The 21,967-nt window shown below is 38.4% G+C and carries 22 protein-coding genes; 14 read left to right on the top strand and 8 right to left on the bottom strand.

Features of this window, described 5'->3' with window-relative positions; genetic code table 11:
• Nucleotides 1-68 precede the first annotated feature (68 nt).
• Nucleotides 69-1,265, top strand: coding sequence for a pyridoxal phosphate-dependent aminotransferase (locus tag OC25_RS04880; RefSeq protein ID WP_209435566.1), 1,197 nt, complete (start codon nt 69-71; stop codon nt 1,263-1,265).
• Nucleotides 1,266-1,660: 395 nt separating this feature from the next.
• On the opposite strand, the gene OC25_RS04875 is transcribed toward OC25_RS04880, so the two are convergent.
• A complete protein-coding gene (locus OC25_RS04875) occupies nt 1,661-2,905 on the bottom strand; it encodes an ABC transporter permease (protein WP_039472381.1) in 1,245 nt (414 codons plus the stop codon).
• Nucleotides 2,906-3,105: 200 nt separating this feature from the next.
• Here OC25_RS04875 and queA point away from each other — a divergent pair, with 200 nt between their 5' ends.
• Together queA and OC25_RS04865 are read left to right on the top strand one after the other, a co-directional pair.
• Nucleotides 3,106-4,155, top strand: a complete 1,050-nt coding sequence (queA, locus tag OC25_RS04870) for a tRNA preQ1(34) S-adenosylmethionine ribosyltransferase-isomerase QueA (protein ID WP_039472378.1) — start codon at nt 3,106-3,108, stop codon at nt 4,153-4,155.
• Between the two features lie 58 nt (nt 4,156-4,213).
• On the top strand, nt 4,214-4,879 hold the full coding sequence (locus OC25_RS04865) for a 2-C-methyl-D-erythritol 4-phosphate cytidylyltransferase (protein ID WP_039472376.1): 666 nt from the start codon (nt 4,214-4,216) through the stop codon (nt 4,877-4,879).
• 96 nt (nt 4,880-4,975) lie between these two features.
• Here OC25_RS04865 and OC25_RS27835 read toward each other — a convergent pair whose 3' ends face one another.
• From OC25_RS27835 to OC25_RS04840, 6 genes are all read right to left on the bottom strand, one after another.
• Nucleotides 4,976-5,134 (bottom strand): lmo0937 family membrane protein, encoded by a 159-nt coding sequence (locus OC25_RS27835; protein WP_143009563.1) that lies wholly within the window; start codon nt 5,132-5,134, stop codon nt 4,976-4,978.
• Between the two features lie 676 nt (nt 5,135-5,810).
• Nucleotides 5,811-6,032 carry a DUF2795 domain-containing protein gene (locus OC25_RS04860; RefSeq protein WP_010603503.1) on the bottom strand — a complete coding sequence of 74 codons (222 nt, stop codon included), beginning with the start codon at nt 6,030-6,032 and terminating at the stop codon, nt 5,811-5,813.
• An 86-nt stretch (nt 6,033-6,118) separates the two neighbouring features.
• Nucleotides 6,119-6,667, bottom strand: coding sequence for a cob(I)yrinic acid a,c-diamide adenosyltransferase (locus OC25_RS04855; protein WP_039472372.1), 549 nt, complete (start codon nt 6,665-6,667; stop codon nt 6,119-6,121).
• A 138-nt stretch (nt 6,668-6,805) separates the two neighbouring features.
• On the bottom strand, nt 6,806-7,564 hold the full coding sequence (locus OC25_RS04850; protein ID WP_039472370.1) for an ABC transporter ATP-binding protein: 759 nt from the start codon (nt 7,562-7,564) through the stop codon (nt 6,806-6,808).
• A 147-nt stretch (nt 7,565-7,711) separates the two neighbouring features.
• Nucleotides 7,712-8,002 carry an Asp-tRNA(Asn)/Glu-tRNA(Gln) amidotransferase subunit GatC gene (gene gatC / locus OC25_RS04845; RefSeq protein ID WP_039472367.1) on the bottom strand — a complete coding sequence of 97 codons (291 nt, stop codon included), beginning with the start codon at nt 8,000-8,002 and terminating at the stop codon, nt 7,712-7,714.
• Nucleotide 8,003: 1 nt separating this feature from the next.
• Complete coding sequence (locus tag OC25_RS04840; RefSeq protein ID WP_039472365.1) at nt 8,004-8,729, bottom strand: lysophospholipid acyltransferase family protein; 726 nt, start codon at nt 8,727-8,729, stop codon at nt 8,004-8,006.
• 282 nt (nt 8,730-9,011) lie between these two features.
• Here OC25_RS04840 and trpS point away from each other — a divergent pair, with 282 nt between their 5' ends.
• From trpS to kdsB, 4 genes are all read left to right on the top strand, one after another.
• Entirely contained in the window at nt 9,012-10,010 is a 999-nt protein-coding gene (gene trpS / locus OC25_RS04835; RefSeq protein ID WP_039472363.1) for a tryptophan--tRNA ligase, read from the top strand.
• Nucleotides 10,011-10,087: 77 nt separating this feature from the next.
• Nucleotides 10,088-10,702 (top strand): deoxynucleoside kinase, encoded by a 615-nt coding sequence (locus OC25_RS04830; protein WP_025144984.1) that lies wholly within the window; start codon nt 10,088-10,090, stop codon nt 10,700-10,702.
• Between the two features lie 39 nt (nt 10,703-10,741).
• Nucleotides 10,742-10,942, top strand: coding sequence for a DUF5808 domain-containing protein (locus OC25_RS04825; RefSeq protein WP_039472361.1), 201 nt, complete (start codon nt 10,742-10,744; stop codon nt 10,940-10,942).
• 1 nt (nt 10,943) lies between these two features.
• Nucleotides 10,944-11,699 (top strand): 3-deoxy-manno-octulosonate cytidylyltransferase, encoded by a 756-nt coding sequence (gene kdsB, locus OC25_RS04820; RefSeq protein WP_039472359.1) that lies wholly within the window; start codon nt 10,944-10,946, stop codon nt 11,697-11,699.
• A gap of 162 nt (nt 11,700-11,861) precedes the next feature.
• Here the strand turns inward: kdsB and OC25_RS04815 are convergent, their stop codons facing one another.
• Nucleotides 11,862-12,815, bottom strand: a complete 954-nt coding sequence (locus OC25_RS04815; RefSeq protein ID WP_039472356.1) for a bifunctional helix-turn-helix transcriptional regulator/GNAT family N-acetyltransferase — start codon at nt 12,813-12,815, stop codon at nt 11,862-11,864.
• Between the two features lie 96 nt (nt 12,816-12,911).
• Between OC25_RS04815 and OC25_RS04810 the strand changes: the two genes are divergently transcribed.
• The 7 genes from OC25_RS04810 (at nt 12,912) to yidC (ending at nt 21,884) form a co-directional block, all read left to right on the top strand.
• Complete coding sequence (locus tag OC25_RS04810) at nt 12,912-13,472, top strand: DUF3575 domain-containing protein (protein WP_039472354.1); 561 nt, start codon at nt 12,912-12,914, stop codon at nt 13,470-13,472.
• 42 nt (nt 13,473-13,514) lie between these two features.
• On the top strand, nt 13,515-14,057 hold the full coding sequence (locus OC25_RS04805; protein WP_039472352.1) for a hypothetical protein: 543 nt from the start codon (nt 13,515-13,517) through the stop codon (nt 14,055-14,057).
• A gap of 12 nt (nt 14,058-14,069) precedes the next feature.
• Nucleotides 14,070-14,546, top strand: a complete 477-nt coding sequence (locus tag OC25_RS04800) for a DinB family protein (protein WP_039472350.1) — start codon at nt 14,070-14,072, stop codon at nt 14,544-14,546.
• Between the two features lie 197 nt (nt 14,547-14,743).
• Nucleotides 14,744-17,518 (top strand): outer membrane beta-barrel protein, encoded by a 2,775-nt coding sequence (locus OC25_RS04795; protein ID WP_039472347.1) that lies wholly within the window; start codon nt 14,744-14,746, stop codon nt 17,516-17,518.
• A 6-nt stretch (nt 17,519-17,524) separates the two neighbouring features.
• Entirely contained in the window at nt 17,525-18,286 is a 762-nt protein-coding gene (locus OC25_RS04790) for a GLPGLI family protein (RefSeq protein WP_039472345.1), read from the top strand.
• Between the two features lie 161 nt (nt 18,287-18,447).
• Nucleotides 18,448-20,064 (top strand): CTP synthase, encoded by a 1,617-nt coding sequence (locus tag OC25_RS04785; protein WP_039472343.1) that lies wholly within the window; start codon nt 18,448-18,450, stop codon nt 20,062-20,064.
• A gap of 20 nt (nt 20,065-20,084) precedes the next feature.
• Nucleotides 20,085-21,884 (top strand): membrane protein insertase YidC, encoded by a 1,800-nt coding sequence (gene yidC / locus OC25_RS04780; protein ID WP_039472341.1) that lies wholly within the window; start codon nt 20,085-20,087, stop codon nt 21,882-21,884.
• Nucleotides 21,885-21,967 lie beyond the last annotated feature (83 nt).

The following is a 21,967-nucleotide window of genomic DNA, read 5'->3' as shown; positions in this document are numbered from 1 at the left end:
AGAAAATTATCGGTTTTTTAGTGCAGAATAATATTTGGTTTATATATTTGCGCTCAAAGTAATTAACCATGAGCACCTTATCGAAAAGAATCAACAGCCTGTCAGAATCTGCAACCCTTAAAATGACCAAACTTGGCCGCGAACTAGCGTCAAAGGGCATTAATGTAATCAGTTTAAGTGTTGGTGAACCCGATTTTAATACGCCAGACCATGTAAAAAATGCTGCTAAACAGGCATTAGATGAAAATTATACACGCTACTCGCCAGTACCGGGATATCCTGACCTGCGCCAGGCGATCGTAAATAAACTTAAAACAGAAAACAATTTAGATTACGATATTTCTCAAATCGTGGTTTCAACAGGTGCCAAACAATCGTTATCAAACGTAATTTTAACCTTAATTGATCCTGATGATGAGGTAATTATCCCTACTCCTTACTGGGTTTCTTACTCAGAAATGGTTACCCTTGCCGAAGGAAAGTCTGTTTTTATCGATACCGACATTGAAAGCAATTTCAAAATTACCCCTGCGCAGCTAGAAGCAGCCATTACGCCAAAAAGCAAGCTGTTTATGTTCTCTTCGCCATGTAACCCAACTGGTTCGGTTTACAGCAAAGAAGAATTGGCAGCATTAGTAGCAGTTTTTGAAAAACACCCTAACATCTACATCCTTTCTGATGAGATTTATGAGCATATTAACTTTGTAGATAAACACGAATCAATTGCACAATTCGATAGCATTAAAGACCGTGTAATTATTGTAAACGGTTTCTCTAAAGCTTTTGCCATGACTGGCTGGAGATTAGGTTACATTGCCGCTAACAAAGAAATTGCAGCAGCTAACGATAAATTACAGGGCCAGACTACTTCAGGTACCTGCTCTATTGCACAACGTGCCGGTATTGTTGCTTACGAGCAAGGCTTAGAAAGCGTACTAAAAATGAAAGAAGCATTTTTACGCAGAAGAGAATTGGTATACAACTTGTTGAACGAAATTCCTGGTGTAAAAACCAACCTTCCTGATGGTGCTTTCTACTTCTTCCCCGAAATCAGCTCATTCTTCGGTAAAAAAGATGCTGATGGCAACGTAATCAAAGACTCGGCTGATTTGGCTTTATATTTATTAAACGTGGGTCACGTAGCAACCGTAGGTGGCGATTCATTCGGTAACAACAACTACATCCGCTTATCTTATGCCGCATCAGACGAGAGCTTGGTTGAAGCATTAAGAAGAATTAAAGAAGCTTTAGGCAAATTAGCTTAATCACTTGACAATTTTCAGTTAACGGTTAGCAATTTTCAGTTAACTATATAATAATAAACCCCTCGTTAATTAGATTTAACGAGGGGTTTTATCTTTTCGTCATCTCGACCGAAATGTAATGGAGTGGAGAGATCTGCCTCCAGGAATCTTAACCTTAGTGGTTGGTGTCACACCGACCACAAAAATTGATCCCTATAATTTAGCTATATTTCAAACTTTGAAAATGAAAGTCAGCATTTCATGGCTCAATCAGTCCTTCTTTCCGTTTCAAGTCCTCGTTCGTACCTCACTCCGGGCTTTCCACTTCTATAAGGTTTATTTAACCAGGGTAACTACATCCTAATGCCCTGTCAAACTGCAAACTGCCAACTGTAAATTGATAACTGTAAACTAAACTAGCTCCTGATCGCCTCTACCGGATCTAACCTCGAAGCCGAATAAGCTGGCCAGAATCCCGAAATTGTACCAATAATGATAGAAATTCCGATACCTAAAATAATGTTATTGAGGCCCAATATAATGTGGAAATCGGTAGCAGCACCAATACCCAATGCAAACAGGTACACCAGTAACAGCCCCAGCAATCCGCCCAGAATACATAGTGAAATCGATTCGAATATAAATTGTAGTAAAATGAAATAGTTTTTAGCCCCTAGTGATTTTTGGATACCGATAATATTGGTACGCTCTTTCACCGAAACAAACATGATATTGGCAATACTAAAGCCACCCACCAGAATAGAGAAGCCTCCAATTACCCATCCGGCAATATTAACCATCTTAAACATCGAATCTAACTGGTTAGATAAAATGGTAGTTTTATTTAAGGCAAAATCTTCTTCCTGGCCTGGTCTGATGCGGTGAATTGAGCGCATTAAACCTCTCAATTCGCTCTCTACCTCTTCTAAACTCACGTTATCGTTACCGCGAACTGTAATTTGTGGTCCGTAACGCTCGCTCTGGATATCCAGCACGCCTTTGGCAAAATTTATAGGGATATTTACATTCTTATCGAGCGATGTACCCAGCATATCTTCACCTTCTTTTTTGAAAACGCCAACAACAGTTAACCTTCTGCCTAAAATCTGTACCTGCTTCCCTACCGCCTTATCACCACTAAAAAGACCGTCGGCAATATCAGAACCTAAAATACAAACCGGCGAACCGTTTTTACTTTCGTTTTCGGTAAAGTAACGGCCATCTTGCAGCTCAAAATTCCAGGTTTTATTAAAATCGTGTGAGGCTGCCCAAACCGAAATTCCTTCAACCGAACTGCTCCGGTATTTAATGGTACGGTCGTTGGTCGATATTTCGAAGGTTACACCTTGTGCATTTTCAATCCTTTCGCGCAGCGTTTCAAAATCGCGTATAGAAGGCTGAGGGCGGTTCATGTACTTCCACCAGGGGTAGCCATCACCAAATATCCAGGGCCATTTTTGTACATAAATGGTATTCGAACCCAGTTTATCAACGCTCGACTGCAGTTTACCGCGGAAGGTATCTACAGCAGAAAACACCGCAATAATGGTAAAAATACCAATGGTTATAGCCAAAAGCGATAACATGGTACGCAATTTATTCTGGCGCAACGCATCAAATGCAAAACGGAAACTCTCGCCTATTAGCCTAAAGATTATCATAATTAGTGGTTAGATGCAAAGCCTGTTAAAAGGTTACAGCATATCTTCAAAACTAATTAATTTTTGTGGCTAGCCCGCATTTACAGGCTGTATAATTTAACTTAAAGTAATGTAAAACATAATATAATCAAATGCGTTTGATAAAATACCGAAAAGAAAAATTAAATTCGTATTTTTGCACCTCAAAAAATTCATCAGGAATGAAATTATCACAATTCAAATTTAACTTACCTGAATCATTGGTAGCCAATAATCCGGCTGAAGAACGCGACGAAGCTCGCCTAATGGTTTTACACAAAGACAGCGGTAAAATTGAACATAAAATTTTCAAAGACGTTTTAGGTTATTTCGACGACAAAGACGTTATGATATTAAACAACACCAAGGTTTTCCCTGCACGTTTATACGGCAACAAAGAGAAAACAGGTGCTACTATTGAAGTTTTCTTATTACGTGAATTAAATAAAGAGTTGCGTTTATGGGATGTTTTGGTTGATCCGGCCCGTAAAATCCGTGTAGGTAATAAATTGTACTTCGGCGACGACGATTTGTTAGTGGCTGAAGTGGTAGATAATACTACCTCACGTGGACGTACCATCCGTTTCTTATTTGAAGGTAGCGACGAAGAGTTTAGAAAAAACGTTGAAATTTTAGGCGAAACACCACTTCCTAAATACATTAAACGTAAAGCAACTGCCGAAGATAAAGAGCGTTACCAAACCATTTTTGCTAAACACGAAGGTGCTGTTGCTGCTCCTACTGCAGGTTTACACTTTAGCCGCGAATTAATGAAACGTCTTGAGCTTAAAGGTGTTGATTTTGCTGAAGTAACTTTACACGTGGGTTTAGGAACTTTCAGAACGGTTGAGGTTGAAGATTTAACCAAACACAAAATGGATTCAGAGCAGTTTATCATCGAGCAAAAAGATGCTAACATTGTAAACAGGGCTTTAGAAAACAAAAAAAGAATCTGTGCGGTAGGTACTACTTCAATGCGTGCTATCGAATCGGCCGTTTCTGCCAACAGAACTTTAAAAGCTGCTAACGACTGGACCAGTAAGTTTATCTTCCCTCCATACGATTTCAGCATTGCAAACTCTATGATTACCAATTTTCACACACCAGAATCTACTTTATTGATGATGGTAAGTGCATTTGGTGGTTACGAAAACGTAATGAATGCCTACGAGGTTGCGGTTAAAGAAAAATATAAATTTTACAGCTACGGCGATGCCATGCTAATTATATAAGTTTTGCGGTTGGCGTTTGGCGATTTAGCGCTGAACGCCAAACCCTAAACGCACAACTATGAAATACTACGCTATAATTGTAGCAGGCGGTTCTGGCAATCGGATGCAAACAGAAACCCCAAAACAATTTCTACTGCTCAAAAACCTCCCGGTTTTAATGCATACCATAAAAGCTTTTGCACAAAGCGATGCCCAACCCAAAATTTTACTGGTTTTAAATAAAGAACAGCAAGCTTATTGGCACCGATTGTGCGATGAATTTAATTTCCGTGTTCCTCATCAGGTTATTGATGGCGGTACGGAGCGCTTCCATTCAGTTAAAAATGCGGTTTATAGCATAGAAGAGGATAGTTTTGTTGCCATTCATGATGCCGTACGCCCATTGGTTTCGAAAAAACTTATTGACAGTTGTTATCAGGCGGCTGCCCTGCAGGGTAATGTTATTGCGGCTGTACAATCGAGTGATAGCGTGCGCCAGTTTAAAAACGGAAAAACAACTGCATTAAAGCGCGATGAAATCTACCTGGTGCAAACACCTCAAACTTTTAGTATTAACGTGCTTAAAGAAGCTTATAATCAGGAATTCGACACTCATTTTACGGATGATGCCAGCGTAGTCGAATCAATAGGTTACAACATTAATATTATTGAAGGCGAACGCAGTAATCTTAAAATCACCTACCCGATTGATCTTGAGCTGGCTGAACTGTTGCTAAAACATTAATTTATTGAAAAAGGAGTTTCAAAATTGAAACTCCTTTTTTGTTATCCTTCTGTTTTAAGGCGTACTTAAAAGAAGCGCATAACGGATTGATATATTTTATGCTGCCCTGCCAATAATTTTAAGCAGAATGGCAATCACTGCGATAACCAATAAAACGTGGATTATACCGCCAACATCGCCGAAGCCGTGAAATATAAATCCGATGACCCAAAGTATTACCAATACTACTGCGACTAAATACAATAAATTTCCCATAGTGTTAATTTTTTAGTAATGTAAATTATTGCAGTATTAACACCCGATTTTTAACTTTTGTTTAAGAATTGTAAAGATTAATTTGATTTTGCGATAATTTTCAGACAAATCCAGGAGGGGAAAGACGGATTAGATCGCATAATCTGAGCAGATAATATCAAATTATTTCCCCGCAGATTTAAGATGATAAATGCAGATTTGTTTATGACAGCCCTTCATCTGCGCACTCCGCGTAATCAGCGGGAAATAAAGCGCCAATAATTCTCCCGCAGATTTAAGATGATAAACGCAAATTTGTTTATGACAGCCCTTCATCTGCGCACTCCGCGTAATCAGCGGGAAATAAAGCACCAATAATTCTCCCGCTGATTTAAGAAGATAAACTCAGATTTGTTTATGACAGCCGTTTATCTGCACACTCCGCGTAATCAACGGGAAATAAAGCGCCAATCACTCTCCCGCAGATTTAAGATGATAAACGCAGATTTGTTTATAACAGGCCTTCATCTGCGTTCTCCGCGTAATCAGCGGGAAACAAAGCGCCAATCACTCTCCCGCAAATTTGAGAAGATAAACGCAGATTAGATAAGCGGCCTTTACCTGCGTAATCAGCGGGAAACATTTTTTAGGCATAAAAAAACCTCCCGGTGTTTCCGGGAGGTTCCTTATTTTCTTGTTAGTATTCGTCCTCGTTAAAGAAGAAATCTTCTTTCGTTGGATAATCAGGCCAGATTTCCTCAATCGTTTCATAAGGCTCGCCATCATCTTCTAATGCCTGTAAGTTTTCAATAACTTCTACCGGGGCACCAGAGCGGATACCGTAATCAATTAATTCGTCTTTAGTTGCAGGCCATGGTGCGTCTTCCAGGTGCGATGCTAATTCTAATGTCCAATACATATCATCAATTCAATTTAATTCGTATTCCTTTATTATGCGCAAAGTATATTAAAATTTTTGAGCAAAACAAACTTATTTTTCAACTATCAAACCCGCGGAATCCAAATGTTTTCTTCCGCCTTGAAATCCATCGTCAGTTTTCGTGCCAAAACAAACAAATAATCACTTAAACGGTTCAGATAAATCGTTACCCGCTCATCTACAAAGCTATTTTCTGCAAGCGCTACAGCAAGCCGCTCTGCCCTTCTGCATACACATCTGGCCAAATGACAGTAAGAAACTACAGTATTTCCGCCAGGCAGCACAAAATGCTTTAAAGCAGGCAATAATTCATTCATTTCGTCCATCTCCTTTTCAAGCAGGTTAATATCCGCATCGTGCAAATCAGGAATTTTCATTTTAGATTTCTCCGGATCAGCAGCTAACGATGCACCAACCGTAAATAAACGGTCCTGGATTTCTTTCAGCAACTGTTTGTAGTGCGGATTAATATCCTGGCACATGATTAAACCAATATACGAATTAAGCTCATCAACGGTTCCGTAAGTTTCGATACGGTGATGGAATTTAGGCACCCGGGTACCACCAATAAGTGATGTTTGTCCTTTATCGCCGGTTTTAGTATAGATTTTCATATGAAAAGGTTAGAGGTATGAGGTTTAGGGCTTAAAGCCTTATACCCTATGCCTTACACCATTAACCTCAATTTATTTTTGGAAAGATTTAAGAATAGTGCTACAAAACCTTAAGCCCTATGCCTTACACCTTCAGCCCTAGTTAATTTTCTCCCAATCGCTGCCGCTTTCTTTCAAAGCCTGCAGGCGTGGCGAAACATTTTTTACTTCGGTATTTAAATAATCGTTTTCGATCAATCCGTCGCGCATACGCACAATCCGGTGTGCATGTTGGGCGATATCCTCTTCGTGTGTTACCAGGATGATGGTATTGCCTTTGCTATGGATTTCTTCTAACAAACCCATAATTTCGATTGATGTCTTGGTATCTAAGTTACCGGTTGGCTCATCGGCAAGAATAATAGATGGATCGTTAATCAATGCCCTTGCTACTGCCACACGCTGGCGCTGACCACCAGAAAGCTCATTAGGTTTATGGTCCATACGGTTACCTAACCCCACGTTTTCTAAGGCTTTGGCAGCCCTGGCCTGACGGTCTTTTTTGCTGCTTCCGGCATAAATTAACGGTAAAGCTACATTATCGAGAGAGGTTGAGCGTGGCAACAGGTTAAAGGTTTGAAACACGAAACCAATTTCTTTGTTCCGCACTTCTGCAAGTGCATCATCGCTCATGTGACTCACATTTGTACCATTTAGCACATAGGTACCGCTTGAAGGGGTATCTAAACAGCCTAAAATGTTCATCAAAGTAGATTTACCAGAACCAGATGGCCCCATCAATGCTACAAATTCGCCTTTATGGATATCTAAAGAAACTGATTTTAAAGCGTGAATCACCTCAGATCCAATAACATATTTACGGCCAATTTCCTTTATAGTAATGAGTGGTTTCTCCATGTTTTTTCTTTTTTAGACATGAGTAATGGCAGGTATGTTACAAGAGATTTAAAATTTGATTGCAAATACTGCTTAAATTAACGGACTGTAAAGCAAGCACAGTTACAAAGGCTATCCAATCTGTAAATCTGTGGCTTTAATTACAAGCTATTTTTCAATAATCTTGGGTACCATAAAAAATTCGTCGCTATGTTTTGCGGCATTTTTTAACCCCTCGGCAGTGGTAATTTCTTGTTTTACTACATCCTCACGCCAAACATTAACCGATTCGTTCATATAAACCAAAGGTTTTACATTAGTGGTATCCAATTCGTTTAACTTTTCCATAAACGATAAAACTTTATTCATTTCCGGAATTAAAACATCAACCTGCTTTTCATCAATATGAATTCTGGCCAGATCGGCTATTTTATGGATGGTTTTTGCGTCTAAAATCATATTATACTAGCTTACTATCAATCAATTGATACACCTGCTCTTTCAATTTATCCGAATCATCGGTAGTCATTGTGGCGGTATTTATGGGTTTGTGGACGTAAATATCGCAAATTCCCGGCTTACTTCCATACTTTGCGCCGTCATCCCAGTTAATTTGCCAAACATTGGATAAACTTACCGGCACTAAAGGGATGTTTTTATCAATAGCCAGACGAAAAGGACCATTTTTAAACTCACCGAGTTTTGGTGGATAATGATCGTCAATCTTTCCTTCAGGAAAAATGACCAGACTCATTCCCTTTTCTAAATTTTCGCCAGCTTTTTTAAATGCCCTGAAAGCCGAAATCTTGCTATCGCGGTTTACCGATATGTCAATGGTTTTAAAAAAAATGCCTAACACCGGATTGTTTAGCAGCTCATCTTTTCCCATAAAATGATACTTCCCATGCCCCATGATACAAAAAATCATGATATCGAGGTTAGAGCTATGGTTGGCGCAATAAATATAGGTTTGGTTCCTGTCCAGCTTTTCTTCATAATGGTAAGCGAAAAATACCCCTGAGAAAAAACTACATAGAAAACTATTTGCTTTTCTGAAGAAATTTAAGATACCATAATAGCGCTCGTTGCGCGATGTTAAATAGTAAAATGGGTAAAACAGCGCAAAAAAGAATATGATCCAGAATAGAAACCATATGCGGTGCAGCTGACGAAGAATTTTAATCATAGATGCTTCAAAAATATAAAATAGCTTGACATAATTGTATTTTATATATACGATTTTTTAAGTGGTGGAATTTAAAACATTATAATCATTTCACCATATAAGTCATATTAGAACATTCAGCTAGTGTGTACTTATATTTCTTAGGTGGTTAAGGTTATAGTCGTTTCCATTAATTTAGCAGAAAACGACGGTGAAGTAATGTATAAGGCAATAATCTAAATTGAGATAAAATTAACTTCATGTTATACAATGCTTGCATTTTATTTTTAATTTCGTGCCATTATGAAAGAAACAGTGGTGAGCGGCATTCGCTCAACAGGAAAATTACATTTAGGTAATTACTATGGCGCAGTAAAGAACTTTGTGCAAATGCAAAATGATTACAACTGCTATTTTTTTATTGCCGATTTACACTCGTTAACAACTCACCCTACGCCGGCCGATTTACATGGCAACATTAAACATGTACTGGTTGAATACCTGGCCAGCGGGATAGATCCGGAAAACAGTACCATTTATATACAGAGCGATGTACCTGAAATTGCAGAGCTTTATTTATACCTGAACATGAACGCTTATATGGGCGAATTGGAACGCAGTACCTCTTTTAAAGATAAAGTGCGTGCCAATCCTGATAACGTTAATGCAGGTTTGTTAACCTATCCGGTTTTAATGGCTGCTGATATTTTGATCCACAAAGCCACTAAGGTTCCTGTTGGCAAAGACCAGGAGCAACACCTCGAAATGGCGCGTACTTTTGGCAACCGTTTTAACCGCTTGTACAACACCGAATATTTCCCTGAACCTTATGCCTTTAGCTATTCAGATAAACTGGTAAAAGTGCCTGGTTTAGATGGTAAAGGTAAAATGGGAAAATCGGAAGGAGAAGCCAACGCGGTTTACCTATCTGACGATCCGGAAACGATCCGTAAAAAAGTAATGCGTGCAGTAAGCGATGGTGGCCCTACTGAAGAAAACCAGCCAAAGCCAGAGCCGATCCAAAACCTTTTCGATTTAATGAAAGTGGTTTCGAGTGTAGATACGCACCAGCATTTCGATGACCTTTATAACAAAATGCAAATCCGTTATGGTGATTTTAAAAAGCAACTTGCCGAAGATATGATTATTGCTACTACGCCAATGCGCGAGCGTATTCAGGATATTGCCAAAGATGATGCTTATTTAAGACAAGTGGCCAAACATGGCGCATTAAAGGCACGCGAAAGCGCACAAAAAACCATCAGGGAAGTTCGCAGTTTAATCGGGTTTAAAAGTTTTTAATTAATATTGTGATAAGCGCTTAGCGTTTGGCGAAACAACGCCACCCGCAAAACGCCCAACGCAAAACGCAAGAACATATGCATATAGCAATTGTAGGGAATATTGGTGCTGGTAAAACTACTTTAACTGGCCTGCTGGCAAAAAATTATGGTTGGGAAGCTTTATATGAAGCTGTTGACAATAATCCTTATCTGGAAGATTTTTATAGCGACATGAAACGCTGGAGCTTTAACCTTCAGATTTATTTCCTGAACAGCCGTTTTCAGCAGATTACTGATATTGAGGTAAATAAACGCAATGTAATTCAGGACAGGACCATTTACGAAGATGCCCATATTTTTGCAGAAAACCTGCACGATATGGCTTTAATGACTACGCGGGATCATGACAATTACCGCGCAATTTTTGATAACATTACTTCGTTTATCAAACCGCCTGATTTGCTGGTTTACCTGCGCGCTTCGGTTCCTACATTGGTAAACAATATTCAGCGCCGCGGCCGCGAGTACGAAGCGGGAATCAGAATTGATTACCTTTCTAAGCTGAACGAAAAATACGAAGCCTGGATTAAAGGCTACAACCTGGGTAAATTATTAATATTGGATAAAGACAAATTGGATTTTACCAACAACCCTGAAGATTTGGGAACAGTAATCCAATCTATCGAAGCCGAGATTAACGGTTTATTTTAGTGCTGAACAAAAAACACGGTTTTAAAATATTTAATTGAGATGGGCAAAGATTTCCAACACGAGAATCCGCTGAACTGGAAATGGGGAATCATTTACTTCAACAAAGCAGATTCGCGGGTACTCGTTCCAAAACGGCATAAAATGCTGGGCTGGACATTCAACTTTGCTCATCCCATTTCTTATGTAATTTTAGCACTTATTTTTGCTACTGTATATCTATTAAGAACCTTAAATAAATAGTATGTCTGAAATTATCGGAATTATTCCTGCACGCTACGCCTCTACCCGTTTTCCGGGAAAACCTTTGGTTGATATTGCCGGAAAAACGATGATTCAGCGCGTGTACGAGCAGGCTTCAAAGGCGAAAAGTTTATCGAAAGTGGTTATCGCTACCGATGATGAGCGGATTGCCGACGAAGTAAAAAGATTTGGTGGCGAATTTGCGTTCACCGCTGCTCACCACCAAAGCGGAACCGACAGATGTGCGGAAGTAATTGAACAATTACCGGGTTTTGATATCGTAATTAATATCCAGGGCGATGAACCTTTTATAGAACCGGCACAAATTGATTTATTGGCCAGCTGTTTTGCCGAAGATAAGGTAGAATTAGCCACTTTAATTAAACCGATTCAAAGCCAGGAAAGCATTTACAATCCCAACAGTCCAAAAGTTGTAATCGATGTAAATGGTCGTGCCATGTATTTTAGCCGTAGCCCTATTCCTTTTATTAGAAATGGCGAGCCGGGCGTTTGGGCAGAAAAACATCAGTTTTACAAACATATTGGTATTTACGGTTATAGAGCAGAGGCTTTAAAAGCCATTACCAAATTACCCCCTTCTTCACTAGAAATAGCCGAAAGTTTAGAGCAACTGCGTTGGATTGAAAACGGCTTTTACATCCAGACAAAAGTTACTGATTTAGAAACTGTTGCCATTGATACGCCAGAAGATTTATTGAAGTTAAACAAATTGCTGAAAGCGTTAAAGCAGGAGTAATAAGTAGTTTAACTGGTTAATTGTTTGAATCGGTTAATTGACTCTGAACATAAAACTCCAAACTATCTCATTAGCGTAATAAGTTCATTAGCCATTGGTTATTAGTTTAGGGTTTAGAGGATAAGCACTACTCACCCTAAACGCTCTGCACTAACCGCTTATCTACCCAATCACCAGTTCCATCTGAATATTACACCTGGTATAAGGCGTTGGTTTTCCTGCTACTTTCTTAAAACCAAGTTTATGGTAAAGGTTAATGGCCGGTTTTAAAATGGTATTGCTTTCCAAGTAAATTTTAGCTGCCCCCAATGATTTGGCTTTTTCTACAATAGCCGAGGCCAGTAAAAAACCGATATTCTTTCCCTGCGCCTTTGGCGAAACAGCCATTTTAGCGAGTTCGAAATCGTATTCTTCATCATTCATTTTAATTAAAGCGCAAACACCCAGGGGCTCTCCCTCGTACAAAGCCACTAAAATATGACCGCCTTTGTCTAAAATATAACCTTGCGGATTATCCAAAGCCTTGTAATCAGATTCTTCCATTTCGAAATAAGTAGAAATCCATTCTACATTTAAAGCCCTGAATATTTCCTGATATTCGGGTTTGTAAGCAACAATTTCAACTTTTGCGCTATCGCGTTCCTTTTTCTTTTCCATCACCCTTCTTAATAATGTTTTTTGTTCCAGTAAAAACTCCCACTCGCCTATCGCTTCCCAGAGTTTATTTTGTGTTTGTGCCGAAAGTTCTTCAATTGCTGCATCAACATCAATCAGCTGATCTTTAATTTTATAAGCCACCTGCCGGCCTGCATCTGTTAAGCTAACCACATTTCGTCTGCCATCTGCTTTATCCCTGCTTTCTTGCACATAACCCTTTTTCAGCATTTCGCCAATTATCTTACTCACCGAAGGATGCGAATGACCAATTGCCTTAGCCAGTTCGGTTATGGTTTTCTCCTCACCTTGCGATAAGGAATAAAAAACCGGGAACCATTTTGGCTGCATATCTATATTATACAGCTGATAAATATTAGCAGCATCTTCAGTTACCTTATCGGTTAGCATTCTCAGTCTGCTGCCTATCGCTACTTTTCCTGTCTGTTCGAAAAAATCCATAAATAATTAATTACGTAATCAGTTACACAAATTTAAATAAATATTTGAAATATCATTATATTCACGATAAATTAATGCTTTAACAGCTAAATCGCCATGAAAACAGTTATCTTAATAATGCTCTTAATCATTATTTCTTTCAGGATCCATTCACAAGATCGCGTCGGACTATTGGTTAAAACCAATGTATTAAATACTTTGGCTAAACGTCCGGCGATATCTGTTGAAAAAACCTTTAGCGATAAATATGGGCTGGAGCTTTCTTATACCACTGGCGAATTAAACTGGGGCAGAGATTATAAGTTTAATGGTTTCTTATTGCGTGCCAAAATCTATGCTGATGATATTGAAACCCATAGCCTGATACCTTTTTATGGCTTATACGCTGGTAATTTAAATAAACAGATTGTTTCAAAAGGAGAAGTAGACAATACAGGTTTCTTTTCGATTGGCAGAACCTTAAATTTTCATGCCAATTCTTTCAGGACTGGTGCAAACATTGGCTTTTTGTTTATTCCCAAAAAGCACTTCTTTCTCGAAAGCACCACTGCATTGGGTTATGGTAAGTATTTTAATGTAAAAAATTACATCTCCAACCCTGCCCCAAAAGGATATCTTGACTTTCAGTTATGGTTTTCGCTTGGATATTATTTTTAGTCGCCCGCGCAGGAATAAACCTAAAATTTGTATTTTCGGAACATGAGAAAATTATCGATCTTCGTTATCAGCTGCTTAATTGTATTTTCTGCCTGTCAATCTAAAGAGGGCAAAGAAGCCGGATCTGTTGAATTCAAAAATGTTAACCAAAGTATAGCTAAATCATTCTCCGATTTAAAAACACTAGATACTTTCAAAATCGAACTCACTGGCAGAAAACCCGAAGATATGGTATTAACATTCACCATTAAAAAAGTGGATGGTAAAGAGATTTATAATGCCAAAATAAAGGGCACTGAGCTATTAGGCAGTACCGATCCCAATATCGATTTAACAAAAGAGAAAGACCAGATTGTTTTTATTAAAACCATTGCCGATGATTTTTTTAGCGATGAAAATTTCCTCGAACCCGCTGTAATGCCCGAAGATAAAGCCGACAATTATGTTCCTGACAAAGCACTTTACGAAGAATTGAAAAAAACCGGTTTAAATGGTTTCAAATATCGTTTGGGTAAAGAAAATAACATTTACATTGCCTGGAGTGAGCAAGAGCAGAAAGTTAAAATTTACTATAATTGCTGCTAGTTACACACTAACATGAAAAAGGCCCAGGATCTTGCCAATCGCTTACAGGAAGTTTTATTAAACGGTTATTGGATAGCCAATACCAATTATAAAGACCAGTTATTGAGTATCAGCTGGCAAGAGGCCATTTACCAGGTAGAAAGCCTGAATACGATTGCCGCACTTACTTATCACATTAATTATTACCTGGAAGGAATTTTATCGGTATTTAACGGCAATCCATTATCGATAAAAGATCAGTATAGTTTTGACTTACCCCCTCTCCATTCGGCCAGCGATTGGGATAATTTGGTAGAAAGGTTTCTGCTTAATGCAACAAACTTTGTTGAGCAGGTGGCACAAATCCCTGACGAAAAGCTTGATGAGGTGTTTGAAAATGAAAAATACGGCACCTACCTCCGTAATATCGAAGCTGTAATCGAGCACAGCTATTATCATTTAGGTCAGGTTGTTTTGATTAGAAAATTGATTGTTGCTGAAAAAGCATAAACCAAGCTTATCGATCTCTGCATCATTTTTACGATAAAACCGTAATCCCCCTCTTTCCAATATGTTGTAAACGGTTTTAGTTATCGTTCTCATTCTAAAAATATTTATTTTGTTTTTCTTAAAAACTAACAAAATAGTTGTATTTTCATGCGCCTTAACCAAATGAACCATTTATTAACGTTTCTTCAATCAGATACATGCTCAAAAATCTCCTCGCCGTTTTTATTTTTTCGGTACTATTTCTTCCTGTTTTCGCTCAAAAGGCCAGTATTAAAGGCATTGTTGTGGATACCGTTGAGAAAACAAAACTACAAAACAGCTCTATCCTGCTCATCAACAGCAAGGATTCTATTTTAGTTAAAGATACACGGGCCAAAGCCAATGGCGAATTCGAATTGTCGAATTTAAAAAAAGGCACTTATACATTGGTGATAACCTTTCCTAAAATGGCCGATTTTATCAGGGATATTCAACTCTCTGATTCATCGAAGTTTAACCTTGGCCATATTGCCATGGACAGTAAGGCCACGCTTTTAAATGAAGTTACAATCAAGGCGCAAAAACAAGCCATTAGCATGAAGGGCGATACCATAACCTACCAGGCCGATAGTTTTGCAGTTAAGCCTCATGCCAACCTGCAGGATTTGTTAAGACGGCTACCAGGAATAGAAGTTGATAAGGATGGTGCAATTAAAGCTGGCGGCAAAGATGTGAATACACTTTTGGTTGATGGAGAAGAGTTTTTTGGCGATGACCCGCTTCTTGCACAAAAATACCTCAAAGCCAATGCGGTTAGCGAAGTTCAGATATACGATAAAAAAAGTAAGCAAGAAGAGCTCTCAGGCATTAAGGAAGGTGATGCCAAGGAAAAAGTTATGAATATTAAGCTCAAGGAAAATGCCAAAAACGGTTATCTCAGTACCCTGGATGCCAATAGTGATTTAAATCATTTCCGAAATGTTGGTGGTATGGCCGGCATTTACAAAAGCAAGTTAAAAGCTGCCGTATTCGGATTTAATTCAAACACCAATCAAGATTCAAAGGCAAGCGCCGCAATGAGTAGATTAAAGGGTAATGATTATGATTTGATTGAAGTTGGAGATGATGGCAGCACGGTTATGATCAGCTACGGTGGCAGAGACGACGATGGTTTTTCGCCAACAAACGGCCTGCCAGATGTTATCAGCTATGGTGCACACTTCTCTGATAAATGGAATGAAAATAAAGTTGGGCTCAAACTAAATTATAAAGGAAACAACAGGGATGTTTTGGATAGAACAACATTTAAAAATCAATCGTTATTACCTAATGGAACCAATTTTTTTAGTGCCGGCAGTGCAAATAGCGAAACTAAAAATACCGGTCAAAGTTTAAAAGGAAGTGTAGATGTTAAAATAGACTCTCTGTCTACCTTGAAAATATCTTTTGCGGGGAGCAAAAACAAAAGCGCTGATGAATACACCAGCGCAAACGAAACCAAAAACGGTTCAGGATTTTTTGTAAACAACAGTAGTCAGCAAAACAACAGCAATAGCGATAATAATCTCTTTAACGGCAATATCAATTACGCTAAAAAGTTCTTAAAAAAAGGACGGACACTTTCTATCGATTTACAACCAGAAACCAAAAACAGCACCAGTCTGGGCAATAGTTTAAGTGTAACCAATTATTACGATGACAATGGTGTTATCAATAGAATTGTAAACCAGAATTTTTTAAACGATAATTCAGGCCGTGAGAGCTCTCTTGGTACAAGAATAGCCTATACAGAACCTTTGGGCAAACAGTTTTCGTTACAAACAGCTTATAGTTTTAAAACAGTAGCCGCTAATAGTCATAAGTTGGTATTTGATAAATCGTTAAGCAATAAACGGATCGATTCTTTGAGTAATAATTTCGATTTTAACAATTTTTCAAATATTGGTAAAGTAGTGCTGCAATACAGGGCAAAGAAATTTACACTATCCGGAGGTGCAGAGGCCACCCAAACCACTTTTGAATTGAATGATCTGGACCGCAACAATAAATTTAACCGCAATTATTTAAACTGGGCTCCACAAAGTAACCTAAACTATAAACTTGGTAAAAACACCAGTGTATCGGTAAATTACAATGGCTATACCCGACAGCCCAGTTTAGATCAGTTGCAGCCATTGAGACAAGTAAATAACCCGCTTTACGAAATTAAAGGTAACCCTAATCTAAAACCATCATTTAATAACAATTTTGGCTTTAATTTTAATACCTATCAGCAAAAGTCGCAGATGTACGCTTATGTTTATGGTGGCTATAACTTCACCAAAAATGCGGTGGTAAGTACCAGAACAGTAGATGATGTAAACAAAACGACTAGCAGTTATATCAATTTAAATGGGAATAACAGTTTTTATGCTGGCGCCAGCTTTAATAAAAGTTTCAGCAAAATTCACTTTAATACCGGTTTAAATGCGAGTTACAACCATTCAAACTCGGTTTCTATTTTAAACAATAAACTGAACGAAAATGTAAACAATAGCATAAGTTTACGTCCACGCTTTAGTTATTATAGCGATATAGTACAAATCCAGTACAATCCATCTTTTACCTTTTCAAACAGTAGCTCATCCATCGGCTCCATCAATAATGGTAAAAACTTTTACCACAACCACGAAATCTCGGGGAATATAGAACTTCCTTACAATACCGAATTTAACACCTCAATTTCATTATCATACCAGCCTGCTAACACTTCGTTCAACACGCCGGTAAATGTGGCCATCTGGAATGCTTATCTATCAAAGAAGATGCTTAAGGCGCAAGAACTGGAGTTAAAAGTGGCCATTTCTGACATTTTAGCTGAAAAAATTGGCTATAACCGATACGTTGGTGGCAATAACATTAGCGAGAACACCAACAGTTTTATTCCACGCTATGTTTTAATTGGCGTAACCTACAATTTAACCGGAAATTTTGTTAAAGCAGATAAAAAATAACATCAGATGAAACATTTAAGATTAAGCATAATTTTCTTTTTTGCAGTAACAACGATCAAGGCACAAACTGTTTTCATCAGAAGCGCAAAAATCACCTTCGAAAAGAAGATTAACCAAAAGCAACAGTTGGCTAACAATACCTGGATATCAGACGATGCCAGGGATAAAATGAGCAAATACCGGACTTCAAACTGGGAGTATAATTTTAATGACAGTACATCAATTTATAAAATCAAACCTAAAGAGACTTTAAACGATAACAATTTCTTTTTTATTGCCAATGAAAATACAAACGAGCTTTATACCGATTTTAATAAAAAAGCCCGTGTATTCAGGAAACCGATCAGTGGTGAAGATTTTATTTTAAAGGATACTATCCCCCACCTCAATTGGAAGATTATGCACGATGTACGTAAAATTGCAGGTTACGAATGTAGAAAAGCAATAGCCATTATACACGATAGCGTATCGGTAGTTGCATTTTATACCGATGAAATTTTATTAAAAGGTGGCCCCGAAGGGTTTACAGGATTGCCCGGTATGATCCTGGGCCTGGCCATACCCCGCTATAATACTACCTGGTTCGCCACAAAAATTGAAGCTAAAAATGTGCCGGTCATGAACATTGCCGCACCAACCAAAGGCAAAAAAACCGACAACGAAAAAGATTTCAAAAAAATGGTCGATCTCTATACCCGTTACGATGATAAAAAGAACCCAAGGAAGATAGAAGACATCAAAAAAGAGCTGTACTCCTTATTGTTATAACGCTAATATGCCAGTAAAACAGTCTAAATCAACCATATAAAACTATCAAAAAATATTCTGGTCACAACCTAAAACCGGCGATAATTTTTCGTACCTTTGTATCCCGTACAAAAGCAATTAACCAGTGGTCAAAAACTGGTTGATTTCACAAATTATCAAACATGACTAAGTATATTTTTGTTACGGGCGGTGTTACTTCTTCTTTAGGTAAGGGCATCATTTCCGCGTCTTTAGCTAAACTTTTACAGGCACGGGGCTACCGTGTAACCATTCAGAAATTCGATCCGTACATCAATATCGATCCGGGAACTTTAAATCCGTACGAGCATGGTGAATGTTTTGTAACCGAAGATGGTGCTGAAACTGATTTGGACCTTGGTCATTACGAGCGTTTCCTGAACGTTCCAACCTCGCAGGCCAATAACATTACAACCGGCCGCATTTACCAGAATGTAATTAACAAAGAACGTAAAGGCGAGTATTTAGGTAAAACCGTACAGGTAGTACCACACATTACCGATGAGATTAAACGCAACATGCGTATGCTGGGCGAAAGCGGCGAGTACGATATTGTAATTACCGAGTTGGGTGGTACCGTTGGCGATATCGAATCGTTACCATTTATCGAAGCTGTACGTCAGTTTAAATGGGAAGAAGGCAATACCAACGCTATTGTAATTCACTTAACACTTGTACCTTATTTGGCTGCTGCAGGTGAGCTAAAAACCAAACCTACACAACACTCTGTTAAAGCCTTATTAGAGTACGGTATCCAACCGGATATTCTGGTTTGCAGAACAGAACACCACTTAAGTTCTGATTTAAGAAAAAAAATTGCCCTGTTTTGTAACGTTAACATCAATGCCGTAGTCGAATCGATGGATGCATCTACTATTTATGATGTGCCATTGTTGATGTTAAAAGAACAACTGGATAAAACTGTTTTATCGAAATTAAAACTGCCAACCAAAAACGATCCGGATATGGAAAGCTGGAAAGATTTCCTTGGCCGTTTAAAAAATCCTACTGCCGAAGTTAGAATCGGTTTGGTGGGTAAATATGTAGAATTACCTGATGCCTATAAATCAATTATCGAATCTTTTGTACACGCAGGTTCGAAAAACGAATGTAAGGTAAAAGTGGAGTATATTCACTCAGAAGGTATTTTTGCCGATAACGTAAAAGAAAAATTAGGTCACCTGCAAGGCGTTTTAGTAGCACCAGGTTTTGGTAGCCGTGGCATTGAAGGTAAAATTGATACCATTAAATATGTTCGCGAAAACAACATACCTTTCTTCGGTATTTGTTTGGGCATGCAATGTGCGGTAATTGAATTCGGACGTAACGTTTTGGGCTTAAAAGATGCACATACTACCGAAATTGAAGAAAATACTGCTAATCCGGTAATCAATATGATGGAAGAGCAGAAAAAAATTACCAATAAAGGTGGAACCATGCGTTTAGGCTCGTACCCTTGCGATATTAAAAAAGGTACAAAAGCTTATTCTATTTATGGCAAAACACACATTAATGAGCGCCACCGTCACCGTTACGAATTTAACAATGCCTATTTAAAGCAATACGAAGAAGCTGGTATGATTGCTTCGGGTATGAACCCACAAAGCAATTTGGTTGAAATTGTAGAGCTTAAAAACCATCCTTTTTTCGTTGGCGGACAATTTCACCCTGAATTAAAATCAACAGTTGCTAATCCTCACCCACTTTTTGTTAAATTTGTCGCCGCTGCGATGGAGTTTGCGAAAAAGAAAACGAATTAAAAGCAGTACAGACACAAATAATGGATAGAAATACCTTTACAGGATTGTTCCTGATTATGATCATTTTGGCTGGATCATTCTACTTTCTGAAGCCTAACGAGGCTGAAGTGAAAAAAGCCAAAGAAATAGAGCATTTAGATTCTCTGAAAAAAGCCGGCGTTTCGCCAATACAAAAAGATACTACAAAAACTGCGGTTGCTAATCCTGCAGTAGATTCTTTAGCCTTAAAAGGCCCTTTTGGTACGGCAATAACCGGAACTGAATCGAGCACTGTTTTAGAAAACGAAAACCTGTTAATTACCCTTAGCAATAAAGGGGGTAAAATTTCATCGGTAGAAATTAAAGGTCAAAAAACCTTTGCCGGGAAACCTTTAGTTTTATTTGCAGGCAACGAGAACAAATTTGGTTTAAGCCTGAATGCAGCTGGTAAAGTAATTAATACCAACGATTTATACTTTACGCCAACTAAAACCGGCAATACGGTTACCATGCGTGCCAATTATGGCGCAAATGCTTACGTAGAGTATGTTTACGATTTAAAAGCATTAAGTAACAAAGTTGCTTTCAACATCAATTTAGTAGGCTTACAACAGGTAATTGCGGGTAATAATGTTGGTTTAAACTGGCAAACTACCCTTTTGCAGCAAGAAAAATCGATCGAAAGCGAGCACCGTTATTCGGCACCTTATTACAAATATTTAGATGGCGATGTAAACCATTTAAGTGTTTCTAAAGATGAGAAAGAAGAACTATCGAAAGGTAAAATCCAGTGGTTTTCTTTCAAACAGCACTTTTTCTCTGCATCGTTAATTGCCAAGCAGGCTTTCGAAAAAGGAAGTTTAGAGGTTAAAATCCCGACTGCACCTGGCCAGGTTAAGTTTTATGATGCCAACATGCAATTGCCTTATGCGCATACTGCAAACCAGGTATATGAGTTGGAGTTCTATTTCGGCACCAACAAATTCTCTGCTTTAAAAGCACAGGGTTACGATTTGGATCAGCAGGTAGATATGGGCTACTGGCCTTTAAAATACATTAACCGCTTTATTGTATTGCCTGTATTTAACTTCTTAAACAGCTTTGGCTGGAATTACGGTTTAATCATTCTGGTACTAACCATTTTGTTAAAAGTAGCTTTATCGCCGCTTACCTACAAATCGTACCTGTCAATGGCTAAAATGCGTGTATTGAAGCCAGAAATGGATGAGATTAAAGCTAAAGTAGGCGAAGATAACCCAACACTGGTTCAACAGGAATATTTAAAATTATACAAAAAGGCTGGTGTAAACCCGCTTGGTGGTTGTTTGCCAATGGTACTGCAATTGCCATTGGTAATGGCTTTCTTCTTCTTCTTCCCTAACTTGTTCGAGTTACGTGGCGAGAGTTTCCTTTGGATGAAAGATTTATCAACTTACGATGAGTTTATCCGTTTCGGTGTTAAATTACCATTCATCGGCGATCACTTAAGTTTAATGTGTGTATTGATGACGGTATCAACCCTGATCATGACCTACTTTAACAATCAGGTTTCAGGTGCAACTGGTCAGATGAAATACATTGGTTACATTATGCCAATCATTTTCTTAGGGGTATTAAACAGTTATCCTGCCGGATTAAACTATTACTACTTCTTAGCCAACTTAATGACTTTCGGTCAGCAGTTCTTGATCCGTAAAATGGTTGACGACGATAAAATCCACGCTTTAATTCAACAGAATAAAGCGAGACCAGCTGATGAGAAAAAGAAAAAATCTAAATTCCAGCAGCGTTTAGACGATTACATGCGTCAACAACAGCAACAACAACAAACTAAGAAATAATTTAGTTTTGATATACGAAACCCCCGATTGCTTAACGTAATCGGGGGTTTTTAGTTTAAGGAGCAGGAAGCGTAGAGCGAAGG

This window comes from Pedobacter kyungheensis (assembly GCF_000812965.1).
GTDB lineage: Bacteria > Bacteroidota > Bacteroidia > Sphingobacteriales > Sphingobacteriaceae > Pedobacter > Pedobacter kyungheensis.
This window is presented reverse-complemented; position numbering and strand designations above follow the sequence as displayed.

What these genes read in the sequence shown, in the direction of transcription:
- OC25_RS04880 (WP_209435566.1), top strand. Translation starts at nt 69, where the DNA reads ATGAGCACCTTATCGAAAAGAATCAACAGCCTGTCAGAATCTGCAACC.
- OC25_RS04875 (WP_039472381.1), bottom strand. Translation starts at nt 2,905, where the DNA reads ATGATAATCTTTAGGCTAATAGGCGAGAGTTTCCGTTTTGCATTTGAT.
- queA (WP_039472378.1), top strand. Translation starts at nt 3,106, where the DNA reads ATGAAATTATCACAATTCAAATTTAACTTACCTGAATCATTGGTAGCC.
- OC25_RS04865 (WP_039472376.1), top strand. Translation starts at nt 4,214, where the DNA reads ATGAAATACTACGCTATAATTGTAGCAGGCGGTTCTGGCAATCGGATG.
- OC25_RS27835 (WP_143009563.1), bottom strand. Translation starts at nt 5,134, where the DNA reads ATGGGAAATTTATTGTATTTAGTCGCAGTAGTATTGGTAATACTTTGG.
- OC25_RS04860 (WP_010603503.1), bottom strand. Translation starts at nt 6,032, where the DNA reads ATGTATTGGACATTAGAATTAGCATCGCACCTGGAAGACGCACCATGG.
- OC25_RS04855 (WP_039472372.1), bottom strand. Translation starts at nt 6,667, where the DNA reads ATGAAAATCTATACTAAAACCGGCGATAAAGGACAAACATCACTTATT.
- OC25_RS04850 (WP_039472370.1), bottom strand. Translation starts at nt 7,564, where the DNA reads ATGGAGAAACCACTCATTACTATAAAGGAAATTGGCCGTAAATATGTT.
- gatC (WP_039472367.1), bottom strand. Translation starts at nt 8,002, where the DNA reads ATGATTTTAGACGCAAAAACCATCCATAAAATAGCCGATCTGGCCAGA.
- OC25_RS04840 (WP_039472365.1), bottom strand. Translation starts at nt 8,729, where the DNA reads ATGATTAAAATTCTTCGTCAGCTGCACCGCATATGGTTTCTATTCTGG.
- trpS (WP_039472363.1), top strand. Translation starts at nt 9,012, where the DNA reads ATGAAAGAAACAGTGGTGAGCGGCATTCGCTCAACAGGAAAATTACAT.
- OC25_RS04830 (WP_025144984.1), top strand. Translation starts at nt 10,088, where the DNA reads ATGCATATAGCAATTGTAGGGAATATTGGTGCTGGTAAAACTACTTTA.
- OC25_RS04825 (WP_039472361.1), top strand. Translation starts at nt 10,742, where the DNA reads ATGGGCAAAGATTTCCAACACGAGAATCCGCTGAACTGGAAATGGGGA.
- kdsB (WP_039472359.1), top strand. Translation starts at nt 10,944, where the DNA reads ATGTCTGAAATTATCGGAATTATTCCTGCACGCTACGCCTCTACCCGT.
- OC25_RS04815 (WP_039472356.1), bottom strand. Translation starts at nt 12,815, where the DNA reads ATGGATTTTTTCGAACAGACAGGAAAAGTAGCGATAGGCAGCAGACTG.
- OC25_RS04810 (WP_039472354.1), top strand. Translation starts at nt 12,912, where the DNA reads ATGAAAACAGTTATCTTAATAATGCTCTTAATCATTATTTCTTTCAGG.
- OC25_RS04805 (WP_039472352.1), top strand. Translation starts at nt 13,515, where the DNA reads ATGAGAAAATTATCGATCTTCGTTATCAGCTGCTTAATTGTATTTTCT.
- OC25_RS04800 (WP_039472350.1), top strand. Translation starts at nt 14,070, where the DNA reads ATGAAAAAGGCCCAGGATCTTGCCAATCGCTTACAGGAAGTTTTATTA.
- OC25_RS04795 (WP_039472347.1), top strand. Translation starts at nt 14,744, where the DNA reads ATGCTCAAAAATCTCCTCGCCGTTTTTATTTTTTCGGTACTATTTCTT.
- OC25_RS04790 (WP_039472345.1), top strand. Translation starts at nt 17,525, where the DNA reads ATGAAACATTTAAGATTAAGCATAATTTTCTTTTTTGCAGTAACAACG.
- OC25_RS04785 (WP_039472343.1), top strand. Translation starts at nt 18,448, where the DNA reads ATGACTAAGTATATTTTTGTTACGGGCGGTGTTACTTCTTCTTTAGGT.
- yidC (WP_039472341.1), top strand. Translation starts at nt 20,085, where the DNA reads ATGGATAGAAATACCTTTACAGGATTGTTCCTGATTATGATCATTTTG.